The sequence below is a fragment of the Paenibacillus sp. GCM10027630 genome (assembly GCF_042676305.1).
Taxonomy (GTDB): domain Bacteria; phylum Bacillota; class Bacilli; order Paenibacillales; family NBRC-103111; genus Paenibacillus_S.
The window spans coordinates 166,510-182,358 of the sequence record NZ_JBHTGY010000026.1 but is presented as its reverse complement, the minus strand read 5'-3'; the positions used below and the strand labels follow the sequence as shown (position 1 = coordinate 182,358).

At 46.8% G+C, this 15,849-nt stretch carries 15 protein-coding genes; 2 read left to right on the top strand and 13 right to left on the bottom strand.

Annotated elements, in window-relative coordinates; genetic code table 11:
• The first annotated feature begins 55 nt into the window (after nt 1-55).
• Entirely contained in the window at nt 56-883 is an 828-nt protein-coding gene (locus tag ACFQ0C_RS12525) for an AraC family ligand binding domain-containing protein (protein WP_379367193.1), read from the top strand.
• 62 nt (nt 884-945) lie between these two features.
• Here ACFQ0C_RS12525 and ACFQ0C_RS12520 read toward each other — a convergent pair whose 3' ends face one another.
• From ACFQ0C_RS12520 to ACFQ0C_RS12510, 3 genes are read right to left on the bottom strand one after another with little or no spacing between them, the layout of a single operon-like run.
• The gene (locus ACFQ0C_RS12520) at nt 946-1,620 is read right to left on the bottom strand and encodes an RraA family protein (protein ID WP_379367191.1); all 675 of its coding nucleotides are present in this window, start codon (nt 1,618-1,620) and stop codon (nt 946-948) included.
• A gap of 46 nt (nt 1,621-1,666) precedes the next feature.
• Nucleotides 1,667-2,839, bottom strand: coding sequence for a UxaA family hydrolase (locus ACFQ0C_RS12515; protein ID WP_379367189.1), 1,173 nt, complete (start codon nt 2,837-2,839; stop codon nt 1,667-1,669).
• Nucleotides 2,836-3,138 carry a UxaA family hydrolase gene (locus ACFQ0C_RS12510; protein WP_379367187.1) on the bottom strand — a complete coding sequence of 101 codons (303 nt, stop codon included), beginning with the start codon at nt 3,136-3,138 and terminating at the stop codon, nt 2,836-2,838. The genes ACFQ0C_RS12515 and ACFQ0C_RS12510 overlap by 4 nt, the downstream gene beginning before the upstream one ends.
• A 185-nt stretch (nt 3,139-3,323) precedes the next feature.
• Here ACFQ0C_RS12510 and ACFQ0C_RS12505 point away from each other — a divergent pair, with 185 nt between their 5' ends.
• Nucleotides 3,324-4,049 (top strand): FadR/GntR family transcriptional regulator, encoded by a 726-nt coding sequence (locus tag ACFQ0C_RS12505; protein ID WP_379367185.1) that lies wholly within the window; start codon nt 3,324-3,326, stop codon nt 4,047-4,049.
• Here ACFQ0C_RS12505 and ACFQ0C_RS12500 read toward each other — a convergent pair.
• The 10 genes from ACFQ0C_RS12500 to ACFQ0C_RS12455 all read right to left on the bottom strand — a co-directional run bounded on the left by ACFQ0C_RS12500 (nt 4,007) and on the right by ACFQ0C_RS12455 (nt 15,839).
• Nucleotides 4,007-4,492 (bottom strand): MaoC/PaaZ C-terminal domain-containing protein, encoded by a 486-nt coding sequence (locus tag ACFQ0C_RS12500; RefSeq protein ID WP_379367183.1) that lies wholly within the window; start codon nt 4,490-4,492, stop codon nt 4,007-4,009. The two genes, ACFQ0C_RS12505 and ACFQ0C_RS12500, sit on opposite strands and share 43 nt — an antisense overlap.
• A gap of 544 nt (nt 4,493-5,036) precedes the next feature.
• Nucleotides 5,037-5,558 (bottom strand): MaoC family dehydratase, encoded by a 522-nt coding sequence (locus tag ACFQ0C_RS12495; protein WP_379367181.1) that lies wholly within the window; start codon nt 5,556-5,558, stop codon nt 5,037-5,039.
• Complete coding sequence (locus ACFQ0C_RS12490; RefSeq protein WP_379367179.1) at nt 5,555-6,727, bottom strand: CaiB/BaiF CoA transferase family protein; 1,173 nt, start codon at nt 6,725-6,727, stop codon at nt 5,555-5,557. The genes ACFQ0C_RS12495 and ACFQ0C_RS12490 overlap by 4 nt, the downstream gene beginning before the upstream one ends.
• A gap of 36 nt (nt 6,728-6,763) precedes the next feature.
• A complete protein-coding gene (locus tag ACFQ0C_RS12485) occupies nt 6,764-7,912 on the bottom strand; it encodes a CaiB/BaiF CoA transferase family protein (RefSeq protein ID WP_379367177.1) in 1,149 nt (382 codons plus the stop codon).
• Nucleotides 7,912-9,063 carry an extracellular solute-binding protein gene (locus ACFQ0C_RS12480; RefSeq protein ID WP_379367175.1) on the bottom strand — a complete coding sequence of 384 codons (1,152 nt, stop codon included), beginning with the start codon at nt 9,061-9,063 and terminating at the stop codon, nt 7,912-7,914. Before ACFQ0C_RS12480 ends, ACFQ0C_RS12485 begins: the two co-directional genes overlap by 1 nt.
• 186 nt (nt 9,064-9,249) lie before the next feature.
• On the bottom strand, nt 9,250-10,887 hold the full coding sequence (locus tag ACFQ0C_RS12475; protein ID WP_379367173.1) for a response regulator transcription factor: 1,638 nt from the start codon (nt 10,885-10,887) through the stop codon (nt 9,250-9,252).
• 29 nt (nt 10,888-10,916) lie between these two features.
• Nucleotides 10,917-12,626 (bottom strand): sensor histidine kinase, encoded by a 1,710-nt coding sequence (locus tag ACFQ0C_RS12470; protein WP_379367170.1) that lies wholly within the window; start codon nt 12,624-12,626, stop codon nt 10,917-10,919.
• Nucleotides 12,627-12,718: 92 nt separating this feature from the next.
• A complete protein-coding gene (locus ACFQ0C_RS12465) occupies nt 12,719-13,534 on the bottom strand; it encodes a carbohydrate ABC transporter permease (RefSeq protein ID WP_258217167.1) in 816 nt (271 codons plus the stop codon).
• Nucleotides 13,531-14,412 (bottom strand): carbohydrate ABC transporter permease, encoded by an 882-nt coding sequence (locus tag ACFQ0C_RS12460; RefSeq protein WP_379367167.1) that lies wholly within the window; start codon nt 14,410-14,412, stop codon nt 13,531-13,533. The genes ACFQ0C_RS12465 and ACFQ0C_RS12460 overlap by 4 nt, the downstream gene beginning before the upstream one ends.
• 86 nt (nt 14,413-14,498) lie before the next feature.
• Complete coding sequence (locus ACFQ0C_RS12455) at nt 14,499-15,839, bottom strand: ABC transporter substrate-binding protein (protein WP_379367165.1); 1,341 nt, start codon at nt 15,837-15,839, stop codon at nt 14,499-14,501.
• Between the last annotated feature and the right edge of the window lie 10 nt (nt 15,840-15,849).

The window sequence follows — 15,849 nt, the reverse complement described above, 5'->3', positions numbered from 1 at the left end:
GTCGCGAATATATGGTAAATTGGAATAACTAATCATAGCTATGAGGTGTATTGACATGCTCGATCTACCCATCAGTAACGGGATGATACTTCATTATTATTACAGCGGAGAGTCCGCCTGCAAACCCGGCCATGTGCATGGCCCTGCCTTGCGCGATCATTATTTAATCCACTATATTCATAGTGGGAAAGGTACCTTTGAAACGGAAGGAAGAACCTACTCCCTTTCCGGCAAATGCGGTTTTCTGATAAGACCTGGAGTTCGCTTTTATTATAAGGCTGATATGGACAATCCTTGGCATTATTCATGGGTTGGCTTTAAGGGAGAAGGAATAGACCGCAGCTTGGAGCTCATGGGGCTGAGTCGGAATAACCCGGTATTTCACTATGACGCGGATGAACAATTAATAGAATGCTTTGCTGAGCTAAACCGAACGAAGGCGGAGATTTCTCCAGGAATCCAGATGAAACGGACAGGCTTCCTTTTTATTCTCCTCTCTTTGCTCTTTGCATCCGGTCAGCAGGAGGTTTCCCCACAACATACAGGCAGTAATAATAAACAGGAAGCCTACATGGAGCAAGCCTTAGAGTATATGTATACCAACTACACCCGTAATATTAAAATTCAGGATATGGCTCAGCATTTGAATATAGACCGGCGGTATTTAACAAGCATTTTCAAGCAGCATCTAGGCCACTCGCCCCATCGTATGCTAGTCCAATATAGGCTGCGCAAAGCTTGCGAGCTGATGACCGACACGAGCTTAAGCATCAGTGATATTGCCAGATCGGTTGGTTACGAGGACCCGCTGCAATTTTCCAAAATATTCAGCAAGCATATGTCGGCAAGCCCTATAAAATATCGGAGCCGGTTAGGCTTGTAGGGATTTCCCAGGGAATAACGCTATACAGCATGATCCCCTCTTGGGTCATGTCGTTAGGTATGCTAGAACCAACCATGCTTGTAAAAGGATTCTAATGGATGAATACCGTTCATTACATCATTGCGGACGTTATTTTCCGTGTTCATGATCTCTTCCGACTTGATTAAGACCTCTTCGGCAATGCTTCTGGGGATAACGACCACTCCGTCTTTATCCGCTCTTATAATATCTCCAGGCTGTATGGTCACATTTTGGATACGGATAGGCACATTATATTCCTTCACATACCAACGGCCGACGATATCGACAGGTGTCGAGTACAGTTTAAACACAGGCAGTCCCAGCTTTTGAATGTAATCAGTATCGCGTACGCCACCGTAGATGACCGCACCAACACCCCCGCGGGCTTTAATCGTAGTGGAAGCCAGCTCGCCAAGATGCGAGCATATGTCGTCGTTAGGCTGTACAATGACAACATTGTTTTTTTGTACGTCGCCAAGCATTTTTAACAAAGGAACGAAGGCTACATCCGTATCCTTGGAATGGGTTCCTTCGCCGTTTACGGTAAGTGCCGTCCCACAAAATGCGGCATCCGCCGTTAAACCCGTCAGCTCTTTGGGAAGAACTTGATCCCTGTAGCCTAGTTGGTCCAGCGTATCGGAAATGGCTCCATTATAAATGTTCGAAAATCGTGCCAGCAATTCATCCGTTTCAACAGCTTTCCCCTGATTGTTCATATGTGTCCCTCTTTTCACGTTATCATTATGGTTATGGATGTTCCATTTATACAAGCTCACAGGCTCTACTTGGCTTATAAGGGATATAATACTCCTTGTGCCCGAGCAGCTCTGCCTGAGTCGGCTTTCCATCTGCAACTAAAGCGACCTTCTCTACAATCTCCAGCCCGATATCTGCTACTGTTCGAGTTCCTTCAATGATGCTGCCTGCCTTGATATCCATGTTATCTGCCATTCTCCGGCAAGTGACCGGATTACCACAAATTTTAATGACTGGTGAAACCACTGACCCTACCACACTTCCTCTGCCTGTTGTAAACAAGAGGATATGGGCACCTGAGGCGATTAACGTTACAAGCCCGTCGTTGTCATTCTCTTCGTAATGGGTAGATAGCTGAGAATCCGTCCGTCCCACTTTATCCAGTAAATATAGCCCAGGCCGAGAGGGCCGCTGTCCCGGTCTAATAATGCCGTTGATCGGCTTGGTTCCCGCTTTGCATAAAGCACCTAGTGACTTTTCCTCAATGGTGGTCAGCCCTCCTTGCTCATTGCCTGATGAAACGGCGAAAGCTTCCAGCTTGTTGCCCAGCTCGTTCGCTCGTTCCAAACCATCCAATAATTGCTGCTTAATAGCCTCATCGGCAACCCGCTCTAGCAAATAATCGTTGCAGCCAAGCAGTTCCGGCAGCTCGCTGAATATAACGGTCGCCCCTTGATCAACAAAGTAATCAACCGCCCAACCGGCAGCGGGATTCGCAGATATACCCGAGGTGGCGTCAGATCCGCCGCACTCCACTCCGATGACAAGATCGCTAAGAGCCATGTCCACCGTTGGAGCTTCATGAGCATGCCGTACCATCTCGGCAGCAAGTGCCTTGCCTTGATGAATGGAGCTCAAGGAGCCTCCCGCCTCCTGTATGATGATGAGCTCCACCCGCTTGCCGCTTGCTGAAATTTGCTTCACCAGAGCATCTACATCGGTGCTTTCGCAGCCAAGGCGAACCACGATGACTCCCGCAACATTCGGATGTTTACCCAACTCCACCAGCATTCGAAAGGCATACGGATCCGAATAGCAGCCGGCAAAGCCGAATACCTCCGCACCTGGAACGCTTCTAGCGATACTGTCAGCAACGTGGTGAGCGCATTCCACAGTATAGATAACAGCGATGTGATTGCGGATACCGATTCTCCCATCCGCTCGCTTGAATCCTTTCATCGCGCCTCTTCCTTCCGTTGTAGTGTAACTAAATTATGCAGATGTACATGCTCCCCTGTTTTCACGAAATGGGTTACTTTTCCAATAGGAACTCCGTATTTGAATATCTTTTCGCCTTTCTGCAGATCGATTAAAGCAAATTTATGACCGAACGGTACATCGTCCAGCAGCGTTACCACAGAATGTGCCTGCTCCGTAAAAGAAACTACGGTTTCCTTCGACATATCCAATAAAGCTGTTGCTACATTATCCCTGCCATGGAGGACGATGGCCTTGACCGGGATCTGGCAATCCGTCATTTTACATCACCCTTTTCAAATTCGTTTGCAATTAGCCTTAAACCGCTGCTTTTTCAACTTTTAAGCCGTTCTTCCAAAGCCCGTAGATCCTGAGCGGTCGTTGTGGCGCTGCGTGGCGATCGGTCGAATCCCGCACAAGTGGAAACTATGCTATAATATCCGTGATCCGGACGAAGGAGGTAGCAATGTTGGAAATTAAACCTGTCAAACGAATCACCGTCACCGAACAAGTCATGGAGCAAATTGCCCACCTGGTCACTTCAGGCCAGATTATGCCTGGGGCAAAGCTTCCCAATGAACGGGACCTTGCCATACAGTTTCAAGTAACCCGCGGACGAATCCGTGAAGCTCTCAGAGCGCTGTCGCTGCTTGGAATGATAACCATTAAAGCCGGGGAGGGAAGCTTCGTTAATAATCAGGAAGAGCCCATTCCAGCGGATGCCATCACCTGGCTCTTTCATAATGAAATCAACAACCTGGATGAAATTTATGCCGCCAGAAAATTAATCGAATCCGAGGTTTACCTCGAGGCCTCTAAACATGCCAAACCTGAGCATTTCGCTGCAATGGAAGCCAGGCTAAACTTTATGCGCAACGCCAAAAATAAAAAGGCGCCTGAGCTTTTCTTGAGCTACCTGGATGAATACGATTTGTTTATGGGCGAAATTTCCGGAAACCGCATTTACGGTAAATTAATGCAAACGATCGTTCATCTGCGCAGAGAATCGAACATCAAGCTGCTGAATGTGCCAGGTGCAATCGATAATAGCATAGAGCACCGATTCTTAATCTATGAAGCTATGCGATCCAAAAACTTCACTCTCGTAAAACAAACGATTGAAGCTTTTTTTCAAAGCTCCAAAACGTTTTACGATACGATTTTGGGTACTCCATCCCCATCGGATAAATAATGTTCTCTTCGAGCCAGTAGAAGATGCTCGCACACCATAACCAATTCTTTTTGATGGTTGAACACCTCTACCAGCTCCACGATAACGCCATATTCCGGCCGCTTGGGGTAATCCCGTTTTTCTTTGACGGATACTTTCACATAGATCGTGTCGCCGATAAACACTGGCTTGATGAACCGTAAGCGGTCATATCCGTAAGAGAAGGCTTCCGGATTCATCAAGCCTGCGGTCATGCCGATCCCTACGCTGAAGATTAATGTGCCGTGTGCGATCCGCTGTTTAAACTCCTGGGTTTTACACCATTCCGCATCCATATGATGGGGGTAAAAATCCCCAGTTTGACCCGCATGGATCACAATATCCGTTTCGGTAATTGTGCGTCCGGACGTCTCCCTGCCTGAACCCGTTTCGTATTGCTCAAAAAAAATCGACTGGCTGCCCATTATTCCTGCCTCCGTGTTGTATTATTGTTTTCCCGTCTTAACCTCAAAATCAGTGCTTGATCCTACTCCGACCATCTGTCCTCACAAAATCCTGCAAATACACAGTTATTTTCCTATCGGAATTGCTGTAGAGAGAACAAACCTGCAAAAGTACATCCATTTTCATGGTAAACGCTCCGGTTCAGCTAAGAATGAAAAAATAACTGCACATTCGCATGAATTCAAGATGACTGCCGATATGCAAGCCAAAAGGATGTATAGATGCAGGTTTTTGGCTCGCGTATCCCGGGCAGGCGTTATGGCACTGCATGGCGGTCGGTTGAACCCCACGTGGGAAGAGTCGATCGCTTCGAATCGAATATTCCACTGCGGTCAACCGGACTAATCGACAGTATATTCAATTAAATCATTCGAATAAAGTCGAGTGCGCTCTCATTGCCGTTCTTAAGGTTTTGTTCAGCGCTGAGATGGACACGGCACGGAAACGAGATCGAATAACTTCGTCAAGCACTGATTTCCGTTTTGAGCCTGTTTTTCGGCCTGATCATTTTTTTTCAACCTGATCCTGCCATTGCTCCGGGTATCGATATTTCACCGTTTGCAGATGCTCACAATAAAGCACCAGCTCTCCTTCATTTTTGTACACCTCATAGCTGACGCGGACTAATCCCATTTCGGTGTACTTCGGCCTTTTCTCCACGTGGGTTCGGACGGTGTAGATCGTATCGCCGATAAACACCGGTTTGATGAAGCGCAGCTTATCGTATCCGTAGCTGAACGTATGGATATTGTTATGCGCCATTAAGCCTAACCCCATGCTGAACACTAGAGCTCCCGCCACCAACCTTCTCCCGAACACGCCTTCCTCTTTGGCAAACATTTCGTCAGCAACATAAGGATGCAGATCCATCACAAGTGCGTTGAACTGCATACTTTCCCCTTCGGAAATCGTCCGGCGGATGGAGCGTATTTTAGACCCGACCTCGAACTCCTCATACATCCATTGTTCCGTGTTAAACAGGGGCAGATCTTGATGGGGTCTTTGGTTTACATTAAACTGTGTCATTGGTTTTCCACCTCTCTCATTAAGCTTATGATTGTCCCATTATTCTCTCCGATTGTCGGGGAGCCTTTGGGTGACGTGAAAATTTCGCCATCGATGCGAATCGGGCAGCGTGTTGTTCTCATAGCACTTCCATTCCCGCGGTATACCGTCTGTACCATCTGTAAGGCTTGGAATGCGTCATGCTCAAGCAATTGATCCCATCTTAAAACATCGGCACATCCATATTCCGCAGGCTCCAACTGATTCAGCCACTCCCTTGTACAAGCTGTTTTTAAATGAGCTGCAATAATGCCTTTTATTTCATCTCTCCGGTCAACCCATGTCTTGCTGTTCTCAAACCGGCTTAATGCCGGGCAGTTCAGCAGCGTGCCGAGCTCCGTGACAGAGCCCATAGCCAAAGCGATATAACCGTCCGCCGTTTCGTAAATGCCGTACGGAGCTCCCAAATAAGCATGCGCGTTATTCATCGCTGCCCGCTTCGGTTGTACACCTCCGTCATTGAGATAGGTGGTTAGCACCTCAGACTGAAAATCAAGTGTCGATTCCAGCAGGCTAACTTCCACTTGGCAGCCAGCGCCGTGTATGCCTCTCCTGACAAGTCCCGCCAATATCCCTTGCACCAGATGAGCACCGGCCATCATATCCGCCACGGCCAACCCGAAGGGCATAGGAGGCTGATCCCGATCACCATTTAACCAGGTTAAGCCCGATAAGGATTGCACCAACAGATCCTGTCCCGGTTTATCCTTCCAAGGGCCCATTGGACCATAACCGGTAATCTCTCCATAGACGATTCCCGGGTTTAATCCTTTGACTGCATCATAGTGAAATCCCAGCCTTTCCATCACACCTGGACGGAAGTTTTGGATCAAGACATCCGCCTTACCGATTAATTTCTTCACGTCCGCCTTATCTTCGGGATTTTTCAAATCAACGGCAAAGCTCTCCTTGTTCCGGTTGATGGAATGAAAGAGCGTGCTGTCTCCATCCAGCTCCAGATTGGAAATGTACAGCGTTCTGCAAATGTCGCCGCCTTCCGGCCGCTCGATTTTAACTACCCTTGCCCCCAAGTCGGCTAAGCGAAGAGCCGCGGAAGGACCGGACAGAAATTGACTGAAATCAAGAACAAGGATGCCCTCTAGCGGCCTCTTCACTACGTTTCCTCTCACAACCGTCCCCCCCATTCCCCATTCCCCATTCAGCAGCTATTCCGGCAAACCAAAGTCGACTTTGATGGTTGAATTGTCCTCGCCGATACGTGGTGCTCCTTTGGGCGACTTTAATTTCTCCCCATTGATGCGGATCGGGCAGCGTGTTGTTTTCAACGTGGTTTCCCCGGGGCGGCTAACCTCCAGAATCATATCCAACACTTTGAATCCCTCATGGTTTAACAGTTGATCCCATTGGTAAACATCCGCGGACCAGTAATCCGCAGGCTCCAAAACATTCAGCCAGTCCTGTGTCGTTTTATTCTTCAAGTGAGCGGCCAGCAGCCTCTTGATCTCATCCCGGCGGGTAAACCATTCCTTCGAGTCCGTAAAGGCAACTACCTCCGGACATTCGAGCAGCTCACCCAGCCGGACCACCGAGCCCATTGCGAGCGCAATGTAGCCATCCGCTGTTTCATAAACCCCATAAGGGGCGCCTAAATACGCGTGGGCATTGTTGATCGAGCTTCGCACCGGCTGTTCTCCGCCGTCATTGAGGAAAGTCGTTAGCACCTCGAACTGAAAATCGAGAATCGATTCAAGCAGGCTAACCTCGACAAGACCTCCTTCGCCGGTAATCCCTCTGCGAACAAGACATGCGAGAATACCTTGCACCAGATGTGCTCCGGTTAGAATATCCGCTACCGCCAAAGCAAAAGGCATCGGAGGCTGATCGCTGTTGCCGTTCAGCCACGTCAACCCGGACAGCGACTGCACGAGAAGATCTTGGCCGGGTTTCCCCTTCCAGGGGCCTACCCTGCCGTAGCCTGTCACACTCGAGTAGACGATCCGGGGATTCAAGCTCTGCACGCTTTCATAGTCAAGCCCCAGCTTCTCCATAGTACCGGGGCGAAAGTTTTCAATCAGAACATCCGCATTCGCTATCAGCTTCTTGACCGCCTCCAAATCCCCGGTATTTTTCAGGTCGGCGGAGAAGCTTTCCTTGTTGCGGTTGATCGTTTGAAACAAGGCGCTTTCCCCGTTCAGCTCCAAATTGTTAAGGATCAACTGACGGCATAGATCGCCGGTACCGGGTCTTTCGATCTTAATCACCCTTGCCCCCAAATCAGCCAGGCGTAAACCAGCTGACGGTCCGGACAAAAACTGGCAAAACTCCAAAACAACAAGTCCTTCTAAAGGCTTCACTATGCATTCCCTCTTTTCGATTCACCGTATAGACGGTTCATTTGCTCAAGCACCTTGTCGGCATTCCCGCCATGCATCATATAATCACGTACGAAATCCCCGGCATGATCCTGAAAATTTAAATATCCGCTGTAACGGGGGCGCATATAAGCTCTATCCAATGCCGGAAGTGTATTCTTGAAGTAAGCTCCGTTTCTGCGGTTCAGTTCGCCATCCTCCCACGCTCCCCGATGACCAGGCTGTCCTCCCGCTTCCGTGTACAACGTTTTCTGGCATACGGCGCTTGCCGCATACATCGCGTACTGCAGCGCTGCATCTATATGTTGGCAGCGAACGGATATGGCAAGCCCTGTACCGCCGAGCGTAGTCCGAAGCTTATCATGGGAACCGATCCTAACCATATCGTCAAATATCAGCAGGCTCTTGGCGTAACCAGGTCTGGAATAGTTCGAGTAGCCGTAGGCGAACGGACAATAAGCAAGATCATTGCGGCTGGTCATAGCTTCATAAACCTTGATCGGGTTCCAGTCGAACATTTCCTTCGTGCAATAGCCAGCCAGCTCTCTAAGCTGCTCCAATGCGAGCAGCCCCATTTCCCGGGAAACCACGATGTCCTCTTGCTGGCAAGGATCTTCTCCCTGCGAGTTGCACAGCATATAGAAATTCATCAAAGAATCAATCGGGATTCCGGGGAAAATCACCAAACCTCGCTTAGCAAGCCGCAGTAATTCGTCCCATGTCTGGGGAACCGCTTCTTCGTAACGTTCCAGCAAATCCGGCCGGAAGGAAGCTACAGGCGTTGCCGCATCAATCGCCAGAGCGCTCTGATAACCATCGAAATTATAGCTTTCATGAGACTTGCCTACGCTATTCGCGGCTTGATCTTCGAGGTAGCCAGCCGGTAAATGCTGCTCCAACGGAACTAAGATTTGCTTGTCGGCAGCAAATCCCGCCCATGGATGATCGATCACAAGAAGATCATATTTCTCCGCCAAATGCTGAATCGGCTCGTCGGCGAATTCCTGCAAGGAACGCTTCTCCCAGCTGATCTCTACATCCGCATTCATTTCCGAAAACCTCTGAGATGTTGCTACCATGGGAAGAAAACCACGGCTATGATTCCAAGTAATGCCTTTCAATTGAATGGCCATTTCACTAACCTCCTGTTAAAATAATTCATATAGTTAAGCGTTGGTACTCTGGTACTACCAATAACAAAAAAGGAATGCGGTTGTTAAAAAGTTCTGTAAGCCTTTCGGACAGCATCGAATATTTGAATTCAACCTTACCGCTTGCGAACGATTCTTTTTAACAACACGCTTTATTATTACCCCATTTTATTTGCTTGAGGTACGATAATCCTGCGGAGTAATACCAAAATGCTTCTTAAATACTTTGATAAAATAATTCGGATTCTGATAGCCTACCTCGATGGCAATTTCATAAATTTTTCTCGTACTCGTTTTCAAAAGATGTGCGGATTGCTCCATTTTTAATCGGTATATATAATCGCTTAAATTTTCGCCGGTCTCCAGCTTGTAAATCCGGGATAAATAAGCGGGGTGCATCTGCAAACAATCCGAAATCGCCTGCAAGGATACATCTACGGTTAAATTAGCTTGAACAAACTTCTGGGTTTGCTGGACAGCCGACTCCCTGGCGTTTTTCGTTTCACTGCTTGTATAGATTTGCAGCCGTTCCATTACACTCCAAATCCACTCGCGAAGCGACTGGACGGTTCGACATGGGGCCAATTCTTTGCCACGGGCGTATTCATTGCCGATAAGCTCGCCCAGCATTTTACCGTTCTTATGGGCAATGAAGGAGAACGACGCGAAAATAGAGAAGAAAGCTTCCGTAATATGCTCTGAAGATTCCGGCCAGTATAAGTCCAGTTCTTCTAAAATGGAGTCCAGCTTTTGCTGCACCAGCTCCCAATTTCCCGCATCCATCAGATGGACAAGCATCGGCGGCTCGTACAAGCGGTACAGGATATTCATATCCGCGCTCTCCGATTCGTCAGCCGTATAGACCGGAAGGTCCTTCTCATCACCGAATCTTTTTCTGTAAATCGACAGCGAATTATAATAAAGCTTGGTCAGGTCAACAGGAAATACTCCCCACTGGCTGATCAATACGGATATTCTTCTTTTCAAATAATGCTGAACATTCAATTGCAGCTCGTTAGCCAATCTTTCCAAGTGATATTTGAATTCACCCTTGCTTTTCTCGGCCATTAAGCCTTGTAACTTATCGTTGGGTGTAAGCATAATGATCAAATAATCGTGTACATCCTTACAAAGCCATAAATGAAAATATTCCTCGAAGGTTTCCGTAGCTAAATTACCGATGGCGAATTCCATCAATGACAGCTCGAACGGATCGTAGTCGGCAAATTGATCTTTGAAGCGAATAAGCAGCAGGACAAATTCATCTTGAAAGCCGACGGGAATTTCCAGCAGCTTCATTTTTTCCGCCAATTTATCAGGAGAAATCCGCTTGCCCTGCAGCATATCCTGAAGAAGCTCGCCTCTCAACTTCGGTAAATGGTCGCGTAAAGCCTTCATAGCACGTTGGTGCGTTTCGTTCGTTTCAAGCTCCATGCGGATCAATTCGACTACATGCCTCACCCTGGATATAATCTCTTCATCGCTGACAGGCTTGAGCAAATAATCGCTGATTTGGCTTTGAATCGCTTTTTGGGCATATTCAAATTCGGCGAAGCCCGTAAGCAGGATGCACTTGGTTTTCTTCCAGTTCAATTGAATTTGTTCAATCAACTGCAAGCCGTCCATTCCGGGCATACAAATATCGGTAATGACGATATCGATGGCATTCGTCTTCAGTATATCCAGCGCTTCCGTTGCGGAATAAGCTTTATGAACCTTGTCTATACCCGCTTCCTTCCAAGGCAGCGCACCGGCCAAAGCTTCCACCACGTTCATTTCATCGTCTACAAGCAATAATTGAAGCATGCTCTTACCCCTCTTCTTGCAGAACTGTGCTACTCTTCCCACCTGATTTCAACACGAATACCGCCCTGCGGGGAATGTGAAAACACGAGCCCGGAATTTTTATTGAATTGGTATAAAAGCCGTTGATGTACATTCCACAATCCGCAGCTCATTTCTTCCTCCATAGGAAGCGCCACCCGCTGCTGCAGCTCCGCGAGCCTTTCATCGGACATTCCGATCCCGTTATCATCGATGATGATCCGGTTCCCGGTCTCCGTTCGGCTTCCTTCTATTGATATAATACCGTATCGCTCCATCTTGCCGATGCCGTGGACAATCGCATTTTCTACAATAGGCTGGATCATCAGCCGGGGTATTACGAGCTGAGCCATCGATTCCGGAATGTCGATTTCATAGTGAAACCGCTCAATTCGCAGGTTTTGGATGTTCAAATAATTTTGGACCATATTCATCTCGTCTTGCAGTGTGGTCATTGCATTCTCAAGCTTAGTGATGTAGCGGTAATAGTCACCTAAATTCAACACCATAGCTGTAGCGGCCTGCTTATCTCCGACGGCAATCATATTTTTTATAAAAAACAAACAATTATACAAAAAATGAGGATTGATCTGCGATTGCAAGTGCTTCAGCTTGGCTTCGCGATAGCGGATATTTTCCATATATACTTTCTCCACCAGCTCCTGGATTTGTCCAGCCATCTCATTAAAGCGCAAAAAAAGATAATCAAACTCATTGTTCGGGTTATAATGCAAGCGCATCGCATATTGGCCGGACCTGATTCCATGTACACCCCGCAGCAGCCATTTGATAGGAATTTGCACTTGCTTGTAAAGCAGAAGCGCCACGACAATACTCATGATCAGAAGCAGCCCTATCGAAAAATAAAATAAATTCCGGCTCTTGACGATCGGGGATAAAATCTTCTCAAGCGGTACAAAATCAACCAGATAACAGTCCAGATTTTTCGACTTCACATAATCAACCAAATATTTCTCCTGGTTCATCTCGACAATAAGATGCCCGAGCGGCTCCAGATGCTCGCTATCCAAACGTGCAACCAACTTGTGGATCAATGTCGGGTCTGAAACCGTATTCATAATAGGTTCTTCACCTGGATAATACAGAAAGGGGGTCCCTTTTCCAACCTGCTGGAAATCACTTAACATATTAATTAAATTTTGCTGAAAAAACCTCACCTCGATAATAGCTTCAGCATCCTCGGGATCTAAGTAAGAGATCAAGGGACTCACCATAAACTTGGTGAAATAGGCATCGCCCGCTTCCTGCGGATGGTACTCCCAATGCGTTTTCAAATTTTTACGTAAAAAATCCGGGTCATACACACCGTTGTAATCGTTGGAAACCACCTGCTTGGTTTTCGGAAAATAAATCGTTAATCGATTGGACCAGCTGCTTGTAGCGCTTAACAAATTCAGCTTTCCAACGATCGATTCCTGCAATCTCAGCTGCTCAAACATCGACTTTTGATTGGAAGTATCGAGCAGCTCCTTAATGCTCTGATCCTTGCTTACTATTATTGAAGTAATGGACAGCTGATTCACTATATTATCCATTTGCGAGGTAAAGAAGGATAGCCGGTTTAAGTTCGAATTCTGTATTTCGTCCTCTACGACTGTCACGGATACCTGGTTGGAATAGCTGTACAAGATGACAATAGGGATTAGCAAAATGATGATGAATAACATAATTTTTTTGAAAATGTTCAGCTTTAAGCGCATGACTGTGTGCCCCCATCTCTTGATGCCCTATGTATGCATAGTGTATATTAATTTCGCTGACAGGGGTACTCTTTTATGCGCCATTACCTAAGTTAACCTTTAACAGCACCTGCTGACAAGCCGCTCACCACATATTTTTGCGTAAGCAAAGCCATGATCAATACAGGCATAATGATGATGCAAGCCGCCGCCATTAGCCCTCCCCAATTAATGCTCGAAGATGAGATGAAATTGAACACGGCTATCGGCAATGTCTTCGTTTTCTCCCCGGACAGGATCAGAGAGAACATAAAGTTATTCCATGAAAAAATAAACGCCAGCAAGCCGGAAGTTACAATACCCGGAAGAGATATCGGCAGCACGATCGAAGCAAAAGCCCGGATTTTGGAGCTTCCATCGATCCACGAAGATTCTTCAACCTCCATAGGAAACGATTCAAAAAACGGAATCATGATCCACATAATAAGAGGCAGCCCGATAACCATATGACTGAGGACGAGAACGGTAATGGTATCTACAAGATGGAGCTTCGTGAACAAAATATACCAAGGCACCAAGTAGGAGATCCCGGGAATGATTTTGGCAATCAGAATGACAGTTGCAAATGCATGCAGACGGTATCGGGCAATCGCATAAGCAGCCGGCAATCCTAATAACAAAGCTGCGAGGGTAGAACCAACCGCCACCAGAAAGCTGTTCCATAAAAAATGGATGTAATCATTTTGTTCGAATACTTCCACGTAATTTTTGAAGGTCGGTGTAAAAAAGAACATGTGATCCGTTGATAGGACCTGCACTTGCGTTTTAAAGGAGGCCAGCAGCATCCATATAAAAGGAAACGTAAAAAACAGCAGCACAATTAAAGTTAACACGGAATAACAAGTGCTTGGCAACCATTTGGTTTTCACTGCATAGCCTCCATTCTCTTCCTGACCATGACAAGAATCAGTACGAAAAACATGATGATTAGGAAGAAGAGCATTAGCAGCGCAGAAGCTGAACCCAACTTCAAATATTGAAAGGCCTGCGTGTAGACCATTATGTTCAACGTCTCTGATGCAAAGTTAGGTCCGCCTTGGGTTGTCGAATAGATCGTATCGAATGTCTTCAGCAAGTCGACGGTCCTTAAGATGACAGCAATCAAGATCGTAGGGCGAAGAAGCGGCAGCGTAATATGGAAAAACTTCTGAAAGGATGTGGCTCCATCTACATCTGCAGACTCATACGGCTCGGTTGGCAATGTAGTTATACCTGCCATAACGAGCAGCGCAATCATCGGTGTCCACTGCCATACATCTATGATAATAAGGGAGGGAATAACTTCATCCACTGAACCTAGCCAGGAATATGTTTTTAAACCTAAACCTCTCAGCATTTGGTTAGCTAAACCGATGGAAGGTTCATATATGAGCAGCCATACCAGTCCGATTGCTACTGGAGTAGCGACCATCGGCAGTATTAGGAATGACTTAACCCACTTACTGCCTATAAAACTGCGTGAGAACAATACAGCGATAGCAACACCCAGAACGGTCTCAATAATAATTGATGGGACCGAATGGTATAGTGTACGAAGGATAGAGCCCCAAAATCTTGGGTCTGCTAATAATACCGTGTAATTCTCCAGTCCAACCCATTTGGGAGCAGCCACTGCGGACATACTCCATTCATAGAAGCTGATCCGAACCGTATAGGCGATCGGGAAAGCCACTACGAGCAAAACAAACAAAGCTGCCGGTAAAGTAAATATCCATTTCATATTCCGATCCAACCATCCATAGCTCATCCATTAACGCTCCTTCCTGATGCATTCGATAGATCAAAGGGGGCTCCATTGCGTATCCCCCTGTGACTACCGTCATTGTTGTTTATTTATTTGGTCTTGTCTTTATCAATAATGGCTTGAAACTCTGCGTTAGCTTTATCTGCAGCAGCCTTGATGTCCTCGCCAAGCACAGCTTTTACAACTACACTGCCAACTGCGTCGCGTGCTTCACCTACACTAATCACTTCCGGAACGTTGTGGCCTACACCGATTTTCATTGTTTCCTGAATAGCTGCTGCAAGATCAGGCGGGAAAGTTTCTACGCCCTCTTTCTGGCTCCAGACGGAATTACGCGGGCCCGGTACGCCGCTTCTTTGGGTCTTCAACACCATTTCCTTATTGGTTGCCCATTGCATAAATTCCCAAGAGGCATCTTTGTTAACGGATTTGGAATTGATTGCGAGTGCCCATGCCGCTATGCTATAAGGCTTAGTGCCAGCACTGCCTGCGGGAAGCTGAGCAAACCCGATTTTGTCCTTGACCAATGATTTCTCCGGATCGGTAGTATTTTTATATACTGAAGCGGTCTCCGTGTAGAAGGCAGCCTTGCCTTGGGCAAATATTCCCGCTGCTTGCGGCCATGACATGTTCAGAACACCTTGCGGCCCATAATTTTTAATCAAATCGGCATACAGCTGGAAGCCCTTGATCGCTTCCGGCGTATTGATGGCAGCTTTTCCGTCCTTCATGAAATCCCCGCCCTCTGAGAAGACGAAGGAGGATACCGCTGTTACCAACGCATTTCTTTGTCCCCGTCCGACAAATCCATAAAACTCTTTGCCCGGATCATGCAATTTTTTGGCAGCCGCTTCTAATTCGACCATTGTTTTGGGAACGGCAATTCCGTTCTTTTCCAAAATGTCTTTTCGGTAATAGAGAACAAATTGATCGGTATAAACCGGTATGGATGTGATCTTGTTATCGATGGTGCTTGCATCAATGGAAGATTTCGCAAAATCAGCAAAATCATACTTCGGATCTTTATTGACGTAATCATTCAACGGTGTAGTCCAACCGTTTTTGTGATAAAGAATTTTATCCATATACGGCCTGTACATGAACACATCCGGATCCACAGCCCCAGAGGCGATTTGGACGGCAAGCTTTTGCGACAACTGATCTTCTCCGATCAATTGAAAATCGACCTTCATTCCGGATGATGCCTCGAATTCCTTTAACGAAGCTTTGATCGTATCGCTCCAAGGATGATTTAAGGCAAAAACAGTGATTTTCTTACCTGCAAACGGCTGTGCAGATTTTGTATCCGCTTTCGCGGAATCTTTGCTTGCACCAGTGTTTGTACCTGCTTGTCCACCGCATGCTGCCATTGTGCCGACTAATCCGACAGTCAGCAAAGCTGCAACACTTCTCTTTAAATGCTTATACATATGAAACCTC